The 16,729-nt window shown below is 68.2% G+C and carries 15 protein-coding genes; 4 read left to right on the top strand and 11 right to left on the bottom strand.

Annotated features, from left to right (window positions below; genetic code table 11):
- The 4 genes from DK254_RS04770 to DK254_RS04785 all read left to right on the top strand — a co-directional run.
- On the top strand, positions 1–1,365 hold a 1,365-nt coding region (locus DK254_RS04770), incomplete at its 5' end, for a cytosine permease (protein WP_371921095.1).
- 76 nt (positions 1,366–1,441) lie between these two features.
- Positions 1,442–2,608 (top strand): porin, encoded by a 1,167-nt coding sequence (locus DK254_RS04775; protein ID WP_109932627.1) that lies wholly within the window; start codon positions 1,442–1,444, stop codon positions 2,606–2,608.
- A gap of 185 nt (positions 2,609–2,793) precedes the next feature.
- Positions 2,794–3,084 carry a hypothetical protein gene (locus DK254_RS04780; RefSeq protein ID WP_089391238.1) on the top strand — a complete coding sequence of 97 codons (291 nt, stop codon included), beginning with the start codon at positions 2,794–2,796 and terminating at the stop codon, positions 3,082–3,084.
- A gap of 101 nt (positions 3,085–3,185) precedes the next feature.
- The gene (locus DK254_RS04785) at positions 3,186–4,466 is read left to right on the top strand and encodes a lytic murein transglycosylase (protein ID WP_109932629.1); all 1,281 of its coding nucleotides are present in this window, start codon (positions 3,186–3,188) and stop codon (positions 4,464–4,466) included.
- A gap of 410 nt (positions 4,467–4,876) precedes the next feature.
- Here DK254_RS04785 and DK254_RS04790 read toward each other — a convergent pair whose 3' ends face one another.
- The 11 genes from DK254_RS04790 to rodA form a co-directional block, all read right to left on the bottom strand.
- Entirely contained in the window at positions 4,877–5,881 is a 1,005-nt protein-coding gene (locus DK254_RS04790) for a fimbrial protein (RefSeq protein ID WP_109932631.1), read from the bottom strand.
- 34 nt (positions 5,882–5,915) lie between these two features.
- The gene (locus DK254_RS04795; protein WP_256595799.1) at positions 5,916–8,471 is read right to left on the bottom strand and encodes a fimbria/pilus outer membrane usher protein; all 2,556 of its coding nucleotides are present in this window, start codon (positions 8,469–8,471) and stop codon (positions 5,916–5,918) included.
- Positions 8,468–9,199: a molecular chaperone gene (locus DK254_RS04800; protein WP_109932633.1), complete on the bottom strand. Its 732-nt coding sequence runs from the start codon at positions 9,197–9,199 to the stop codon at positions 8,468–8,470. The genes DK254_RS04795 and DK254_RS04800 overlap by 4 nt, the downstream gene beginning before the upstream one ends.
- Positions 9,200–9,248: 49 nt before the next feature.
- Positions 9,249–9,791, bottom strand: coding sequence for a fimbrial protein (locus DK254_RS04805; protein WP_109932635.1), 543 nt, complete (start codon positions 9,789–9,791; stop codon positions 9,249–9,251).
- A 366-nt stretch (positions 9,792–10,157) separates the two neighbouring features.
- Entirely contained in the window at positions 10,158–11,141 is a 984-nt protein-coding gene (lipA, locus tag DK254_RS04810) for a lipoyl synthase (RefSeq protein ID WP_109932637.1), read from the bottom strand.
- The gene (gene lipB, locus DK254_RS04815; RefSeq protein ID WP_109932639.1) at positions 11,138–11,800 is read right to left on the bottom strand and encodes a lipoyl(octanoyl) transferase LipB; all 663 of its coding nucleotides are present in this window, start codon (positions 11,798–11,800) and stop codon (positions 11,138–11,140) included. The genes lipA and lipB overlap by 4 nt, the downstream gene beginning before the upstream one ends.
- Entirely contained in the window at positions 11,800–12,090 is a 291-nt protein-coding gene (locus DK254_RS04820) for a DUF493 domain-containing protein (protein ID WP_074981961.1), read from the bottom strand. Before DK254_RS04820 ends, lipB begins: the two co-directional genes overlap by 1 nt.
- A gap of 194 nt (positions 12,091–12,284) precedes the next feature.
- Entirely contained in the window at positions 12,285–13,445 is a 1,161-nt protein-coding gene (locus tag DK254_RS04825; RefSeq protein ID WP_109932641.1) for a D-alanyl-D-alanine carboxypeptidase family protein, read from the bottom strand.
- 90 nt (positions 13,446–13,535) lie between these two features.
- Complete coding sequence (locus tag DK254_RS04830) at positions 13,536–14,567, bottom strand: septal ring lytic transglycosylase RlpA family protein (protein ID WP_109932643.1); 1,032 nt, start codon at positions 14,565–14,567, stop codon at positions 13,536–13,538.
- Positions 14,564–15,586 carry a lytic murein transglycosylase B gene (gene mltB, locus DK254_RS04835; protein WP_109932645.1) on the bottom strand — a complete coding sequence of 341 codons (1,023 nt, stop codon included), beginning with the start codon at positions 15,584–15,586 and terminating at the stop codon, positions 14,564–14,566. The genes DK254_RS04830 and mltB overlap by 4 nt, the downstream gene beginning before the upstream one ends.
- 21 nt (positions 15,587–15,607) lie before the next feature.
- Positions 15,608–16,711: a rod shape-determining protein RodA gene (gene rodA / locus DK254_RS04840; protein WP_089391260.1), complete on the bottom strand. Its 1,104-nt coding sequence runs from the start codon at positions 16,709–16,711 to the stop codon at positions 15,608–15,610.
- Between the last annotated feature and the right edge of the window lie 18 nt (positions 16,712–16,729).

Genomic DNA, 16,729 nt, shown 5'->3' on the forward strand with positions numbered 1-16,729 from the left:
GCTCATTTCAACAACAACAAGGGGACGGTCATGGCAGGAGCAATCTCGAATTCGGCTTCATCCACGGAACTCGCCGCGGGAGTGATTCCCGAGGCCCAGCGGCTCGGCCGCGGCTCGCTGACGATGGCCTGGTGGGGCATCTGCAGCGCGATGTTCTACCTGGTGGTCGCCGCGGCGCTGGCAATGGGCTACGGCACCCTCAACGCACTCATCGGCCTGCTGCTGTCGGTACTCAGCTACGGGGCGATCAACGCAATCATCAGCCGCTACGCCATCGCCAGCGGGCTGTCGGTGGCGCTCTTCTCCCAGGTGCTGTTCGGCAAGGCCGGCGCGGCCCTGGCCACGCTGATCTTCTGCGCCACGGCGGTCTACTACAGCGTGTTCGAGGGCTCGGTGATGGCCGTGGCGCTGCAGCACAGCTTCCCCGCGCTGGGCACCCACGCCTCGGCGCTGGTGGTCGTGATCTACAGCGTGCTGATGATCTTCGGCAACGCCATGCGCCGGCTGGACAAGCTCAACGGCCTGCTGCTGCCGCTCTACCTCATCGGCCTGTTCGCCCTGGTCGGCATGAGCATCGCCGAATACGGCTATTCCACGGCCTGGCTGGAGCTGGCCCCGCCGGGCGGCCCGGTGGCGCACGGCTGGTGGAACTGCTTCACCTACTTCATGGGCGTCTGGGTGCTGATGATGTACACCTGGGACTACGCCCGCTACGGCCGGCCCGAGGATAGCGACTACCACGCGCGGGTGAACTTCGGCATGCCCTTCTACGTGGTCACCTTCCTGCTCAACGGCACGGTCGGCATCTTCCTCGCCGCCACCATCCCCAGCGACGGCGGCCTGAGCGAGGTCTCGGTGGTGCTGGCGATCATCAAGCTGATGGGGCTGGGCGGCCTGCTGTTCGTCTGGATCACCCAGACGCGCATCAACACCGGCAACTTCTTCCTCGCCGCGACCAACATGCAGGCCTTCTTCGCCCGCCTGGGCCTGGGCCGGGTGCCCTACGCGGCCTGGGCGCTGCTGACCGGGACACTGGTCTACCTGCTGATGCTGCTGGACGTCTTCGGCTACATCCTCCAGGCGCTGTCGTACCAGAGCATCTTCATCGTCTCCTGGGTGGCGATCGCCCTCGCGCAGATCCGCAGGACGCGCGGCCAGCCGGGCGGCTATCCCGCGCAACTGCCCGCCTTCAATGCCCGCGGCCTGCTGACCTGGTTCATCTCCGCCGCAGTGGGCATCGCCCTGCTCGGCCATGCCGAGCTGTCCAGCTTCTCCGCGCCGGCCTCCTTCTGCCTGGCCTTCCTCGGCTACCTGTGGGCGCCCTCCCTCGCCCGCCGCCCGCTGGCCGGAAGCGACATCGGCTGACCGGGCCCAGGCCACGGGCGGCCCGGCGCCGCCCGCTCCCGACAACAAGAACCGACAAACATTGGAGCAGTCCACGATGCAACTGCATCTCCGGCTTATCGCCTGCATTTTGCCGCTGACCCTGCTGGCCCACCCGGCCAACGCGGTATCCATCACCGACGACCTCGACCTCGGCGGCGCCCTGCGCGGCCGCCTGGACTACGATCCGGACCGGGATATTTCCAAGTTCAGCTTCGACACCTTCTTCCTCACCGCCGACTACCATTCCGACACCTGGATAGCCGCGGCCAAGTACCGCTTCTACGGCGATGCCTACCCCTACGAATACACCGACCGGGTCGGCGACATCGCCTTCGCCGAGTACGCCTGGGTCGGCTACAGGTTCTCCGCGCAGCGCCAGGTGCAGGTCGGCCAGACGCCCATCCCGTTCGGCCTGCTGCCGTATTTCGGCAGCACCTTCTTCGAGACCCTGGGCAATGTGATAGGCCTGGAAGACACCCAGGACATCGGCGTGAAATACCTGCAGAACACCGATGGCTGGGACCTGCAGGCCGCCTACTACCCCATCCCGGCGGAACAGGGGCGCGGCACCAGCCGCGGCGGGCGCACCTACGGCACCAGCGTGGCCACGGCCGACGACTACGTGGCCGACGGCAGCGACAACCATGAACGCAACATCCTGGTCGGCCGGCTGGCCCGCAAGTTCGAAGCCGGCGGCTGGAATTCGGAGATCGGCGCTTCCGTGCTGGGCTCGACCCTCGACAACCGGGACACCGACGAGAACGGCAGCCGCTACGCCTTCGCCCTGCACTACAGCGGCAAGCGCGGCCCCTGGGGCATCCAGGCGCAGGCGACGCGCCAGCAGATGAACGCGAAGAACCCGGGGACCGACGAACTGGTCAGCTTCGGCAGCTTCGACGGCACCTTCAACGTCGCGGCCAAGGGCAACCTCTACGTCGCCGACCTCAGCTACGACATCCCCGGCCGCTACGGCTGGCTCTCCGGAATCAAGCTCTACGGCAACTACAGCCTGTTCGACAAGGACGAAAGCGCCTTCAGCGACTCCCAGCGCCTCATCCTGGGCAGCTCGTTCAGCCTCGGCCCGCTGTGGATAGCCCTGGAATGGCTGCACGGCAGGAACGACCCGTACATCGGCGGCAGCGACTACACCCAGAGCCTGGGCGCCGGCGGCACCGGCCACTGGGAAAACCAGCTGTACAGCAACATCGGCTACTACTTCTGAGGCCCGGCCTGCCCGCCGGGGCAGGCGATGCGGCGGCCATCCGCCGGGGCGGCACGGAGGCTTCCCCGACGAACGGAGCCGGGCGTGCAGGCGAGCATGGCCGCTGCCCGCCCTCCGGCAAGATCGATGGAACTCCTGCCCCCGTGCGGCCTCCATGGAATAGACACGACACCCGGAGATGCACGATGAACACCAGGACACTCGCCGCCGGCCTGGTGCTGGCCCTGCTGCCCGTGGCCAATTCGGCCTGGGCCTTCTGTTCCGACCAGGAAGCCGAGGCCAAGGGGCGCCAGGTGGCGGAAAAGGTCGCCTCCATCACCCAGCGCGACCCGCAAACCGCCAAGCGCCTCAACGAACAGCTCGCCGCCATGAAGAAGAGCCGCTCCAGCAAGGAACGCCCGGACGACTGCGCGGCCTACGAGCAGATGCTCAAGGAACTGGAACAGAGCGCCGCCAAGGCCAAGTCCTCCCCCTGAACCTGCAACAGCCTGTCATCGTGGCACCCGGCCCGGCGGCAGACGCCCCGCCGTCCGCATGCTAAGGTGGCCGCTGCCTGAAGAACCCGCCGAGGAGCGCAATGCGCACACCCGCTTCACCCTTCCGCCTGTTCCCCCTCTGCCTGACCCTCCTCAGTGCCTGCGTGCTCTCCGCCTGCGCCGACGCGCCGGCGGCGAATTCGCCGCCGTCCGCGGCCACCGCGCTGCAGGGCGCCGATGGCCAGCCGCTGCCTTCCATCAGTTTCGAGGCCTGGCGCGACGGCTTCCGCCAGCAGGCCCTGGCCGCCGGCATCAGCCCGCAGACCTTCGACCAGGCCTTCGCCGGCCTCGAGCCCGACCCGGCGGTGCTCACCGCCGACCGCAGCCAGCCGGAGTTCACCCGGCCGGTGTGGGAGTACCTGGCCGGCGCCGTGTCGCCGGCGCGCATCCGCAACGGCCAGGGCAAGCTGACGCAGAACGCCGCGGTGCTGCAGCGCATCGACAGCCGCTACGCGGTGGATGCCGAGGCCGTGGTGGCGATCTGGGGCATGGAAAGCAACTTCGGCAGCAACATGGGCGAGCGCAACGTGATCCGCTCCCTGGCCACCCTGGCCTACGAGGGGCGCCGCCCGGAGTATGCCCACGGCCAACTGCTGAGCGCCCTGCGGATCATCCAGCACGGCGACGTGCCGGCCACCGACATGGTCGGCTCCTGGGCCGGCGCCATGGGCCAGACGCAGTTCGTCCCCACCACCTACGACCAGTACGCGGTGGACTTCGACGGCGACGGCCGCCGCGACATCTGGCGCTCGGCCGACGATGCCCTGGCCTCCACCGCCAACTACCTCCAGGCCTCGGGCTGGAAGCCCGGCCAGAGCTGGGGCTTCGAGGTGCGCCTGGCCCAGGGCTTCGACTACGCCCAGGCCGACATGGGCATCCGCAAGCCGATCAGCGAATGGCTGCGCATGGGCGTGCAGCCGGTGGGCGGGCGCCTGCCGGGCAACCCCCAGGCCACGGCCTCGCTGCTGCTGCCGGCCGGCTACCGCGGGCCGGCCTTCCTGGTGCTGGACAACTTCCGCGCCATCCTCAGGTACAACAACTCCACCGCCTACGCCCTGGCCGTCGGGCTGCTGTCGGACAGCTTCAAGGGCCTGGGCCGCATCGAGGCCGGCTGGCCGGTGGAAGACCGCCCGCTCAGCCGCAGCGAGCGCATCGCCCTGCAGCAAGGCCTGGCCGCCCGCGGCTACCAGCCGGGCAACCCGGACGGCATCATCGGCGCCAATACCCGTGCGGCCATCCGCGCCTTCCAGCAGAGCCAGGGCCTGCCGGCCGACGGCTACCCCACGCCGGCGCTGCTGGCGCGCCTGCAGCAGGGCGACTGAAGCCCACCGTGCGAGCCGGAGGCGCCGGCTCGCACCGGCATCCCCCCCTCACTCGTAGAACAAGATGAACAACGCCGAAGCCCTCACCGTGCCGCCGCACCGAGACTTCCGACCAGGTGCGATCGTCGGTCAACCCGAGCTTCAGCGGATCCTGGGGTGAAAGTGACGGCGTTCGCCTATCGTCCCGGCTCCCACCTGCCCCCATGATGAAGCGCAGGATGGCTCCGAATAAGCAGCCCCCTGACAGCCCAGGCGAATTGCCCCTGAGTCCTGCAAGAGGAAAGAGTGGGAAGCGGTGCCCGGCAGCGTCAGCCATGGATTACGGACTACTAGCGTCTGCCGGAACGCCTACCCCACCGAAACGGCATCCACCTGCCTGACGAGCATCGCGGCCTCGATCGTGCAGCGCATCACTCGTAGCTCAGGGTGAGCATGGCCGAGGTGGAGACCAGCCCCGGCGTGGCCCCTGGCGACATGGCTACATACCTGGCCAGGAACGGCATGCGCAGCAGGCCCACTTCGGTGGCGTCCAGGTAGGCATGCTTGACGGCAAGCTGCACCGTCTCGGGTGTGGCGGTGTTGGCCCTCAGGACCTGGATGCCGACGTTCGCCATGCCGGCACCCGGGCGGTTGCGCATGATGAAGGGGGTTTCCATGCCGTGCAGCGGGTCGATCCGGTAGCTCAGGCGGATGCCCGCGTCGCAGTCCAGGACGATGTCGAAGGGCCGCTCGACGGCGCCCGTTTCCTCCGGCCGCTGGAAGACGCCGACGTGGACCGTGGGCATGCGCACCACCAGATCGCGCGTCTGCATACGGCAGGCCGGGACTGCGGTGCTGACGGTGCCGTGGACGGTCAGTTCGGCGATATCCAGGTCGGCATAGCGCACCGTGGCCATGCCGTTGAAGCCATGGGCCCCGGCCTGTATCTCACCGGTCTTCACCAGCCGCACCCACCAGATGTTCCGCGGCACATAGGTACCGCCGCGGAAACCCCAGTTCAACCTTTGCACCAGCGAGGTGCTGCGGTTGGCCGCAGGCGGGCTCGGGCAGTCGGATGCATAGTTGCACCACCAGACCAGGATGCCCACGCCCGGGATGCCGCTCTCCATCAGGTCGCCATTGGGGTAGCCGGGGATACCCTGCACCGGCGCGCCAAACCCGCCGGCGAGCCGCCCCTGCACGGTGCCCCGCTCCCAGGGCCAACCCCCGCAGTCGATGGTCACCCCAGTCGCCGTTTGCCAGGTGAAGTCATGCAGAACGCTGCCGATCGGCTTGTCCCGCGGCGAGGAAACGACCTTGTCGATGGAGATGGGGAACCTGGACTTCTGGTAGCCATCCACGAAGGAGCAGCTGAACCCCCAGGCCGACGGCGCGAGGAACAGCAACAGCAGTGGCAATAGCATCACTCTCGGCATACGGAGCCTCCAGGGCAACGTGCGGCCCCGTGCATCAGGTGGAAGAACGGCATAGCGACTCGACCAGGAAGAACGGCTGGCCCTCGGGCTTGCCTTCGGGCAACTGGTAGCTGGCGCGGCACTGGCGGTCGGCGCTGGCGCCCCAGCGCACAAGCAGTTCGCCCTGCGCCTGGTCGGCCCGCAGGAACACCCGGCTGCCCTGGCCCACCAGGGTCAGGCTGGTGCCGGCGACATCGAGTACCTCGGCGCCCACCGGCAGCTTGCCGCCGGCCGCGTCGCGCAACGTCAGCAGCAACGGCTGGCCATTGCGCGTCGGATACCTGAGCAGGGCCACCGCGCCGAAGGTCGGCACCACCGTCTGCTCGGTGGCTTCCAGCTCGACGTCCTCGGCCAGGCCCCGTGGGTCCAGCGCCACCTGGTTGCGCCGATAGGGCATCAGGCCGCTGGCGAAGGCATAGCCGTTGCCGGCCACCCGCGCGCCATAGCTGTTCAGCAGGCGGGCGCCGGCGGCGCCGCTGGCCTCGACCAGCACCTTGGTCTCGCCCTGGTCGGGGCTGAAGTTCACCCCGCCGCCATGCACCATCAGGCTGCCGCTGGCGCCCACGCCCAACTGCCGGTAGCCATCGCCATCGCTGGCACTGGCCGAGAGGGTGGCGGCCACGGAGCGATACTGGGCGTTGGCGCCGCTGCTGGCGCTGCTGCCACCCTCGCTGCGACTGCGCGACGCGTAGAGGCCGTAGTTGAAGCTGCCCGCCTCGCCCAGGGCGCCGGACAGGCCCAGCTGGGCGTCGCTGGTGCCGTTGTCGGTGCGGCTGTACGAACTGCTCAGGAACGGCGCGCCGGGCGTGTAGCCCAGGGGCAGCGAGAGGCTGAGCAGGTACTGGTTCTGGCTCTCGCCGGTCAGCGAGCGGGTGCGGCTCGCCGACAGGTTCAGGCTGCCCCAGCGCCAGCCGTTGGTGTACCCGGCCTGGTAGCTGACGTCGCTGCCGGCGCCGGCGTTCCAGTAGTTCTGCGCCGAGCCGCTGAGGTAGAAGTTGCCCCAGCCCTCGCCCAGCGGCTGGCTGATATTGGCCTGGAAGCGGTTGCGCTGGCGGAAGCGCCCCAGGCCGCCGGAACCTTCGCTGAGCTCGGCGAACTCGCTCAGGCCCAGGTAGCCCTCGCTGGAGAAGCGGTAGGCGGCGACCATGAAGTTGGTGCCGGTGGTTTCCACCAGCTTGCTGTAGCTCAGCCGGTAGCTCTCGCCGCTGGCGCTGCCGCCCAGGCCGTGCGACGGGTCCAGGCCGGAGGCGCGGGAACGGGTGACGTCGAAGGCGAAGGCGCCCAGCGAGGTGCTCAGCGCCAGGCCGCCCTGCAACGCCAGGTAGTTGTCGGCGACCAGGCTGCCGGTGTAGCCGGTCCACAGGTTCGACAGGCCGCGCTGGTAGGTGCCCTGGACGAAGTTCGGCGTGCTGTCCAGGCGCTCGTCGCGGTACTTGCCGGCACTGACGCTGTAGCGCGACACCCCGGGGCGCAGCAGCTGCGCCACGCTGGCGAAGGGTACGGTGAAGCGTCGCTCGCGGCCGTCGGCCTCGCTGACGGTGACCTCCAGGTCGCCGGCATAGCCGGTGCCGTAGAGGTCGTCGATGACGAAGGGGCCGGGCGCCACCGTGGTTTCGTAGAGGATGTTGCCGCCCTGGCGCACCGTGACCCGCGCATTGCTCTCGGCCACGCCGCGGATGGCCGGGGCGAAGCCGCGTTGCGAGTCGGGCAGCATGCGCTCGTCGGAAGCCAGCTGCACGCCCGTGAAGGGCACGCTGTCGAACAGGTCCGCCGGGGTGTAGTACTCGCCCAGGGTCAACTGCGACTTCAGGCCGGCCATGTCGCGCTGGACGTAGCTGCTGACCGAGTTGTAGTCCGAACGCCCGTCGACGCGGCTGTAGCTGCCGTTGTGGCGCAGGCGCCAGTCGCCCAGGTTCAGCCCGCTGTTGAGGCCGGCGTAGTACTGCTCGGAGCTGCGGCCGTTGACCTCGTTGCGGTAGGCGTTGGCGTTGTAGTCGACGAAGGCCGCGGTTACGCCGCTGTCCCAGTCGGCCGGATCGACCTGGTCGGCGCGCACCCGGCGCAGGTAGGCCTGGGGAATGCTCAGCGCCAGGCGCATGTCGGCCAGGTCGGGAGTGGCGCGGCTGTCCGGCAGCAGGCGCTGGATGTCGACGCAGCCCGGCTCGGCGGCCTCCAGCGCGGCGCGGCTCGCCGCTGGCAGGCGTTCCTCGGCCAGGCCGAGTTCGCGCAGTTGTTCGCGGCTGAAGCACACCCCGGCGTCCGCGTCGACCTCCAGGCGCTGGCGGCCCATCCAGTTGCCGTTGAGGTACAGGTCCAGGGTGTAGCGGCCGGGCTGCACCGGGTTGCCCTGCTCGAAGCGCGACAGGTCGATGTCCTGCCCCGGGGCGTTGCGCAGGAAGTCGGTATCGAAGCGCAGCGGCTGCTCGTTCGCCCAGCCGGCCAGGCTCGGCAGGCCGGCCAGCAGGGCGGCGAGCGTGCCGAGGGCGACGGCGCTGCCGCGGCGGCCGCTCCAGTAGCGGATCAGCTCGGCGCGGGGTCGTTGCCCGTTCACGGCACCTTCACCCGCTCTTCGGTGGCCACGCCGTAGTCGCTCATCCAGCGGTACTCCAGCATGAGCCCGTCGGAGCGCACGCCAGCGGGCAGGGCGAAATCGCCCTTGGCGAAGGGCTCGATCATGCCCGGGCCGAGGTCGTGGCTACGCCCGCCCTGCCGCAGCCCCAGGCTGGCGAAGGAGACGTGGTAGGGCGAGGGGTTGTCGCCACGCAGCACCCGCTTGCCGCCCTGCTCCAGCACCTGCCAGCGCACCGCGCGGGCCGCCGCCGCGGCGTTGCCGGCCAGCGCCGGCGGGCGGTAGAACAGCTTCAGCCGCGAGCGCACGGCGATCTGCATGTAGCTGCGCTCGCTGGCCTCGGGCATCGGCGGGATTTCCAGGGCGTTGAACCAGAACAGCGACTCGCGGTCGGCGGGCAGGTTCTCGCCGCTGAAGGCGACCCGCACCGACTGGCCCTTGCCCGGGTCCAGGCGGAAGATCGGCGGGGTGACGACGAAGGGCGCGTCGGCATCCTGGGGCTGGGCCTGGATGTCGCCACGGTCGATCCACACCTGCATCAGCGCGGGCACCTGGCCGTCGTTGCTCAGGCGGACGGTGATCTCGCGCTCGCTGGCCGGATAGACCAGGCGAGTGCCCTGGACACTGACGGCGGCCCAGGTGGCGGAACTCAGGCTGGCGGCAAAGGCCAGCCCTGCCGTCATTGCGACAGCACGCTTGGGGATACTCATGAAGACCTCGATGGTACCCCCGGGGAGGTGCCCCCCCGGGGTGGCGGGCTTACTGGTAGCTCATGGTGTATTGCAGGTTGGTCTTGAGCACACCGGCGGCGGTGGTGGCGTTCTTCGACATGTACTTGGCGACGAACCCCAGGGTGGCGTTGCCCGAGCCATCGGTCTGGGTCTGGTAGCCGCCGGAGCTGGCCGGGTCGCTCAGGTCGAGCTTGGTGCTGCCGTCGCTCTGGTACAGGGCGACCTGCGCATCGGTGCCGCCGGCGCTGGTGGCGATGGTGTTGTTCAGGTTGCCGGTGGCCGGATCGACGTTGCCGCCGCTGACGAACACCGCCGCGACCATGGCGTCGGCGTCGCAACCGCTGGCCTTGAGGGAGAAGGCCTGCGCGCCGAGCGCCTGGCCGGCGTTCTGGAATTCCGAGGCCCTCACCGGCGGCAGGTTGACGGTCTGGCTGGCGCTGCCGGGGTCCAGGGTGCAGGTCTTGCTATTGATCACCCCCTCGAAGGTGAGGGTGCCGTCGACAGCCAGCGCCGTACCGGACAGGCCGGCGAGTGAAAGGCTGGCCAGGGCGGCTATCAGCTTCTTGCTCATTTGTTCGAACTCCAGGTCAATGCGGTGTCTGCCCTTGCCGGGCTTCACACGTTGGTTATCCGGGGCCTCTGGGGCCCCGAACAAATGGTCGGGCAAATGAGAAAATGGATTAAGGTAAGAAACCCCCTATAAATCGTAGGAAATGGCAATTAAGAACGGCGAACCCGGCCTCCCCGGCGGTCAGCCGGGGTTCCCGGAGCCCATAGGGTTTTCTGGCAAAGTGCCATCACGCACCGCTGCGCTCCCCCGGAGGCGGCGCGGTAGAGGGGGTGGCGGCGGGAGACGGATGGGCACGGAGCTAAGACATGCGCCCATGAAAAAGGCCGGCCCGTTGCCGGGCCGGCCTTTTCATCGCGACGGGAGCGGTCAGCCGATCTTGCCGCCGTGGGCCTGCTGGTCGGCGTGGTACGAGGAACGCACCAGCGGGCCGGAGGCGACATTCTTGAAGCCCATCTTCGCGCCTTCCTCGGCGAACCAGGCGAAGGTGTCCGGGTGGACGAAGCGCTGCACCGGCAGGTGGTTGCGCGAGGGCTGCAGGTACTGGCCGAGGGTCAGCATGTCGATCTCGTGCTCGCGCATGCGCTGCATGACCTCGATGACCTCGTCGTCGGTCTCGCCCAGGCCGAGCATCAGGCCGGACTTGGTCGGCACCTGGGGCACCAGCTGCTTGAACTTCTGCAGCAGGTCCAGCGACCACTCGAAGTCCGAACCCGGACGCGAGGACTTGTACAGCCGCGGCACGGTTTCCAGGTTGTGGTTGAACACGTCCGGCGGCTCGGCGGCGGTGATTTCCAGGGCGATGTCCATGCGTCCGCGGTAGTCCGGGACCAGGGTTTCCAGCTGGATGCCGGGGGACAGCTTGCGGATTTCCCGCAGGCAGTCGGCGAAGTGCTGGGCGCCGCCGTCGCGCAGGTCGTCGCGGTCCACCGAGGTGATCACCACGTACTTCAGGCGCAGGTCGGCGATGGCGATGGCCAGGTTAGCCGGCTCGTCCGCGTCCAGCGGCTTCGGCCGGCCGTGGCCGACGTCGCAGAACGGGCAGCGGCGGGTGCAGATGTCGCCCATGATCATGAAGGTCGCGGTGCCGCCGGAGAAGCACTCGCCCAGGTTCGGGCAGGAGGCTTCCTCGCAGACGCTGTGCAGCTTGTGCTTGCGCAGCAGCTGCTTGATGCGGTCGACTTCCGGGGAGACCGGGATGCGCACGCGGATCCAGTCGGGCTTCTTCGGCAGTTCCTCGGTGGGAATGATCTTCACCGGGATGCGTGCCACCTTCTCGGCGCCACGCAGTTTGACGCCGACCTCCACCTTGCCCGGCTTGCCTTGGCCCGGGGTCTCCACAACAGTGCTCATCTCAGTTCGATCCCGCCCGTTAGGGTCTTCTGTTCAGCGTAGCCAAGACGCTCGGTGAGTTCGCCGCGCAGGCGTTCGCGCACCTCGGCCAGGGTGATGGGGCCGGCCAGCTCGCGCAGCTGGGTCATGGCCATGCCTGCGTAGCCGCAGGGATTGATACGACGGAAAGGCTCCAGGTCCATGTCGACGTTCAGCGCCAGGCCATGGAAGGACCGGCCATTGCGGATGCGCAGGCCGAGGGAGGCGATCTTCGCGCCGTCCACGTAGACGCCCGGGGCGTCGGGTTTGGACACAGCGTTGACGCCGAAGCCCTCGAGCAGGCCGATCAGGCTCTGTTCGATGCGGGTGACCAGTTCGCGCACGCCCAGGTGCGAGCGGCGCACGTCGAGCAGCAGGTAGGCCACCAGTTGGCCGGGGCCGTGGTAGGTCACCTGGCCGCCGCGGTCCACCTGGACCACCGGGATGTCGCCGGGCAGCAGCAGGTGCTCGGCCTTGCCGGCCTGGCCCTGGGTGAACACCCGTTCGTGCTCCAGCAGCCAGACTTCGTCGGGCGTGCTCTCGTCGCGCTCGGCGGTGAAGCGCTGCATGGCGTGCCAGGTCGGCTCGTAGGGCAGCACGCCGAGTTCGCGGAAGCCCAGGGAAGGACCGGCCCCGGGCATCACAGCACCATGTGCACGCGGCCGCTGGCGCGCAGGTCGCTGTGGATGTTCTGCAGTTGGTCGACGCCGGTGGCGGTGATCAGCACCTGCACCGAGAGGAAGCGACCGTTGCGGCTGTCGCGGGTCACCAGGGTGGTGACGTCGAGGTCCGGCGCGTGGCGCTGGATGATCTCCACGACCAGGTCGGCGAAGCCATCGCCGGCGTCGCCGATCACCTTGATCGGGTAGCGCTCGCAGGGGAACTCGATCTTGGGCGCGGGGGGAGTGCTGGTATCAGTGGTTTCAGTCATGGCTGTCGCGGGCGGGTAGCCCGCCTCCGTACGAAGCTCCCGGGTCGGGAGGTTCCGGATGGATCGGACCTGACGGCTGCCGACGCCACGGGGAGGTCGATCAGGCGCAGGCGCGCATTTTACCTGAGTCGGGCGCGCGCATGCGCAGAAATTCCCGGGCTTGTATACAAAAGTACGAGCCCGGGAACCGTCGGTCAGTTGAACAGGCCGTAGAAGAACAGGCGGATGCTATCCCACAGGCGGCGGAAGATACCCCCCTCCTCCACGGCGTTCAGGGCCACCAGGTCGGAGGTGCGCACGACCTTGTCACCCAGTTTCACTTCCACCTTGCCGATCACCTGGCCCTGCTGGATCGGGGCCATCAGCTGCGGCTGCAGCACCATGTTGGCCTGCAGCTGCTTGAGCTGGCCGCGCGGCACGGTCATGGTCAGGTCTTCGGACAGGCCGGCCTTCACTTCATGCTCGGAGCCCTTCCAGACCAGGGCCTTGGTCAGTTCGGCACCCTTCTTGTAGAAGGTCTGCGATTCGAAGAAGCGGAAGCCGTAGGTCAGCAGCTTCTGCGTCTCGGCGGCGCGGGCCTGCTCGCTGTTGGTGCCGAACACCACGGCGATCATGCGCTGGCCGTCACGCACGGCCGAGGCCACCAGGCAGTAGCCGGCTTCGTCGGTGTGGCCGGTCTTCAGGCCGTCGACGGTCTTGTCGCGCCACAGCAGCAGGTTGCGGTTGGGCTGCTTGATGTTGTTCCAGAGGAATTCCTTCTGGGCGTAGATGGCGTAGTGAGTCGGCTCGCCGTAGATGATGGCGCGGGCCAGGACCGCCATGTCGTGGGCCGAGGAGTAGTGCTCCGGGTTCGGCAGGCCGGTGGCGTCCATGAAGTGGGAATTGGTCATGCCCAGCTTCTGCGCGGTGTTGTTCATCATGTCGGCGAAGGCGTCCTCGCTGCCGGCGATGTGCTCGGCCAGGGCGACGGAGGCGTCGTTGCCCGACTGGATGATGATGCCGTGCAGCAGGTCGCTGACCGACACCTGCGAGCCCAGCTTGATGAACATGCGCGAACCGCCGGTGCGCCAGGCGTGCTCGCTGACGGTCACCTGGTCGGTTTCGGCGATGCGCCCGCCCTCGATCTCCTTGGTGGCGATGTAGGCGGTCATCAGCTTGGTCAGGCTGGCCGGGGGCAGGCGCTCGTCGGCGTTGTTCTCCACCAGGACCTGGCCGCTGGCGCCGTCCATCAGCACCCAGGCCTTGGCCGCCAGCTGCGGCGCGGCGGGGACAACGGATTCAGCCGCCCAGCCGGCCACGGGGGCGCTGAGCAACACGAGCATGGACAGGCGTTTGGCGATGGTGTTGATGTTCATCCGTCTCTCTGGGGTTCACTAATGGTCAAACAATCCCTTGGGGGAATTCCCGGGCGGCCTCTGGCGTGCCGCTTCGTCGGTGCGCCGCGTTCAGTCCGGGCGCACCAGCTTGGGTTGGCCGAGGTTGGCCAGGCGGATGCTGTCCTGCATCCGCGCCGCTTCATCCTGCGTTCCGATCGGCCCCAGGCGCACCCGGTGCAAGGTCTGCTTGTTGACCACGACCGAGCTGATAAACACCTGGGCCGAGGTCATGCCGCTGATCTTGTCCCTGAGGAGTTCCGCAGCGTCCGGGTTGGCGAAGGCACCCACCTGGAGATACAGGCCAGCGGCTGGTAATGAAGCGTTTTTTTTTGAGTCGATCTGCACCGGCGCCACGGGCGCGGCGTGCTGCGCCGGCGGCGGGGTGTAGACCTCGATCGGCTGGGCCATGGCCACCGCCTGCGGCTGCGCGCTGGCAGCCGGCGCGCTTTGCACCGGCGCCATCTTCGGCTGCGCCAGGACCATGGGCACCGGGCGGCCCTGGGCGGCCCACCAGCGCTGCGGGTCGATGCCCTCGACCTTGACCCGCGCGGTGCCGGTCTCGGCGTAGCCGAGCTTCTTGGCGGCGGCGAAGGACAGGTCGATGACGCGGTCGGAATAGAACGGGCCGCGGTCGTTGACGCGGACGATGACGCTCTTGCCGTTGTCCAGGTTGGTCACCCGCACGTAGCTGGGCAGCGGCAGCGTCTTGTGCGCCGCGGTCATGCCGTAGAGGTCGTACATCTCGCCGTTGGCGGTGGCCTGGCCGTGGAACTTGGTGCCGTACCAGGACGCCGTGCCGGTCACGCTGTAGGCGCGTGCGTCGTTCAGCGGGTAGTAGGTCTTGCCCAGCACGGTGTAGGGGTTGTTCTTGAACGGGCCGTTGTGCGGCATCGGCACGGCATCGGGGATGCGCGACACGTCGACGTCCCACCAGGGGGCGCCGTCACGGTGCGGCCGGCTGTAGTCCATCGGCCCGGAAAGGCCGCCGCTGCTGGCCGGTTGCGGAGCCCGGGAACTGGTGCAGCTGGCGAGCAGCACGGCACTCAGGCCAAAGCACGCCGCCGCCGGCCAGAAGCCCGGTCGCTTCAGTCGCTGGTTCACTGGACACCTCGCGCCCGGACGATCTCGCCGGCCAGCTGATGGACCGCCATGGCGTACATGGCGCTGCGGTTGTAGCGGGTGATCACGTAGAAGTTGGGCAGCCCGACCCAGTACTCGGGGCCGTCCGCGCCTTCGAAGCGGATGGCGGTGACCTTGAGGTCGTCGCGCAGCACGTCATGGGTGCGCCAGCCCGCCGCGCGCAGCTGGCCGAGGTTCATCTGCGGCTCCAGGCCCTGGGTAATGGCGTCCTGGGCGCTGTCCATGCTCAGCTCGGCCTGCGATACCACGGGCTCGCCGGCCTGCCAGCCGTGCTGCTTGAAGTAGCTGGCGACGCTGCCGATAGCGTCGGTCGGGTCGGTCCAGATGTTGATGTGGCCATCGCCGTCGAAGTCCACGGCGTAGGCGCGGAAGCTGCTGGGCATGAACTGCGGCAGGCCCATGGCGCCGGCGTAGGAGCCGTTCAGGCCGAGCGGGTCGACCTGCTGCTCGCGGGCCAGCAGGAGGAACTGCTTGAGCTCCTTGCGGAAGAAGTCGGCGCGCGGCGGGTAGTCGAAGGCCAGGGTGGACAGCGCGTCCATCACCCGGTAGTTGCCGGTGTTGCGGCCGAAGAAGGTCTCGACGCCGATGATCGCCACTATGTACTGGGCCGGCACGCCGTAGTCCCTCTCCGCGCGGGCCAGGGCCTCGGCGTTCTGGTTCCAGAACTCCACGCCGCGCTTGATGCGCGCGTCGGTGAGGAAGATCGGCCGGTAGTCCTTCCACGGCTTGACGCGCTCGGCGGGCCGGGAGATGGCGTCGAGGATCGACTGCTTGCGCTCGACGTCCTGGAACAGCGAGAGCAACTGCTCGTCGGCGAAGCCGTAGTCGCGGGTCATTTCCCCGACGAACTGGGCGACCTGGGGCGAGCCGTCGTAGTCGCCCGCCTGGGCGGCGCCGCCGAAGCCGATGGCCCCGGCCAACCCCACCCAATGGACACCCCTGACGGCCCACTCGCGCAGTATCTGCATTCCTTTCTTCACTCTGGTCTCAACGTTTCTTCTTCAAACCTGGGCGATCCATTTCCGGTGCGTATGAATCGACATCAAAACCCCGAACCCTGACATCAGCGTCACCAGCGAAGTTCCGCCGTAGCTGATAAAGGGAAGCGGTACCCCCACGACCGGCAGCAACCCGCTGACCATACCAATGTTGACGAACACGTACACGAAGAAGGTCATGGTGATGCTGCCAGCCAGCAGCTTGCCATACAGCGTCTGCGCCTGCGCCGTGATCACCAGCCCGCGGTAGATCACCATCAGGTACAGGGCCAGCAGCAGGCAGACCCCCACCAGGCCGAACTCTTCGCCGAGCACGGCAATGATAAAGTCCGTATGGCTTTCGGGCAAAAAATCCAGGTGCGACTGGGTGCCCAGCAGCCAGCCCTTGCCGAAAACACCGCCGGAACCGATGGCCGCTTTTGACTGGATGATGTTCCAGCCGGTGCCCAGCGGGTCGCTTTCCGGGTCGAGGAAGGTCAGCACGCGCTGCTTCTGGTAATCGTGCATGACGAAGAACCACATGGCCACCGCCACCGGCACCGCCGCGGTCACCGCACCGAGGATCCAGCGCCACTGCAGGCCACCGACGAACAGCACGAAGGCGCCGGAGGCCAGCACCAGCATGGCGGTGCCCAGGTCCGGCTGCTTGAGGATCAGCACGAAGGGCACGCCGATCAGCGCCAGGCTGATCACCAGGTGCTTGAGGTTGGGCGGCAGGTTGCGCTTGGACATGTACCAGGCCAGCGTCATGGGCATGAACAGCTTCATGAACTCGGCGGGCTGGAAGCGGATCACCCCGGGGATGTTGATCCAGCGCGTGGCGCCCATGGCGTTGTGGCCCATGACGTCCACCACCACCAGCAGCAGCACCCCGATCAGGTAGCCCAGCGGCACCCAGCGGGCCAGGAAGCGCGGCTCGATCTGGGCGATGACGAACATCATCACCAGGCCCAGGCCGAAGGACGAGGCCTGCTTGAGCAGCAGGTCCCAGCTCTTGCCGCTGGCCGAATAGAGGACGAACAGGCCGGCCGCGCCCAGCACCAGCAGGAGCAGCAGCAGCAGCCCGTCGATGTGCAGCCGCTGCAGCAGGCTGGCACGCCGCTTCATCACGTCCTCGTTGGACAG

Origin of the sequence: Pseudomonas sp. RW407, from assembly GCF_003176655.1 — a bacterium.
Taxonomy (GTDB): Bacteria; Pseudomonadota; Gammaproteobacteria; order Pseudomonadales; family Pseudomonadaceae; genus Pseudomonas; species Pseudomonas delhiensis.

Excerpts from the sequence above, each read along its gene's own strand:
- DK254_RS04775 (WP_109932627.1), top strand. The coding sequence starts at position 1,442 with ATGCAACTGCATCTCCGGCTTATCGCCTGCATTTTGCCGCTGACCCTG.
- DK254_RS04780 (WP_089391238.1), top strand. The coding sequence starts at position 2,794 with ATGAACACCAGGACACTCGCCGCCGGCCTGGTGCTGGCCCTGCTGCCC.
- DK254_RS04785 (WP_109932629.1), top strand. The coding sequence starts at position 3,186 with ATGCGCACACCCGCTTCACCCTTCCGCCTGTTCCCCCTCTGCCTGACC.
- DK254_RS04790 (WP_109932631.1), bottom strand. The coding sequence starts at position 5,881 with ATGCCGAGAGTGATGCTATTGCCACTGCTGTTGCTGTTCCTCGCGCCG.
- DK254_RS04800 (WP_109932633.1), bottom strand. The coding sequence starts at position 9,199 with ATGAGTATCCCCAAGCGTGCTGTCGCAATGACGGCAGGGCTGGCCTTT.
- DK254_RS04805 (WP_109932635.1), bottom strand. The coding sequence starts at position 9,791 with ATGAGCAAGAAGCTGATAGCCGCCCTGGCCAGCCTTTCACTCGCCGGC.
- lipA (WP_109932637.1), bottom strand. The coding sequence starts at position 11,141 with ATGAGCACTGTTGTGGAGACCCCGGGCCAAGGCAAGCCGGGCAAGGTG.
- lipB (WP_109932639.1), bottom strand. The coding sequence starts at position 11,800 with ATGCCCGGGGCCGGTCCTTCCCTGGGCTTCCGCGAACTCGGCGTGCTG.
- DK254_RS04820 (WP_074981961.1), bottom strand. The coding sequence starts at position 12,090 with ATGACTGAAACCACTGATACCAGCACTCCCCCCGCGCCCAAGATCGAG.
- DK254_RS04825 (WP_109932641.1), bottom strand. The coding sequence starts at position 13,445 with ATGAACATCAACACCATCGCCAAACGCCTGTCCATGCTCGTGTTGCTC.
- rodA (WP_089391260.1), bottom strand. The coding sequence starts at position 16,711 with ATGAAGCGGCGTGCCAGCCTGCTGCAGCGGCTGCACATCGACGGGCTG.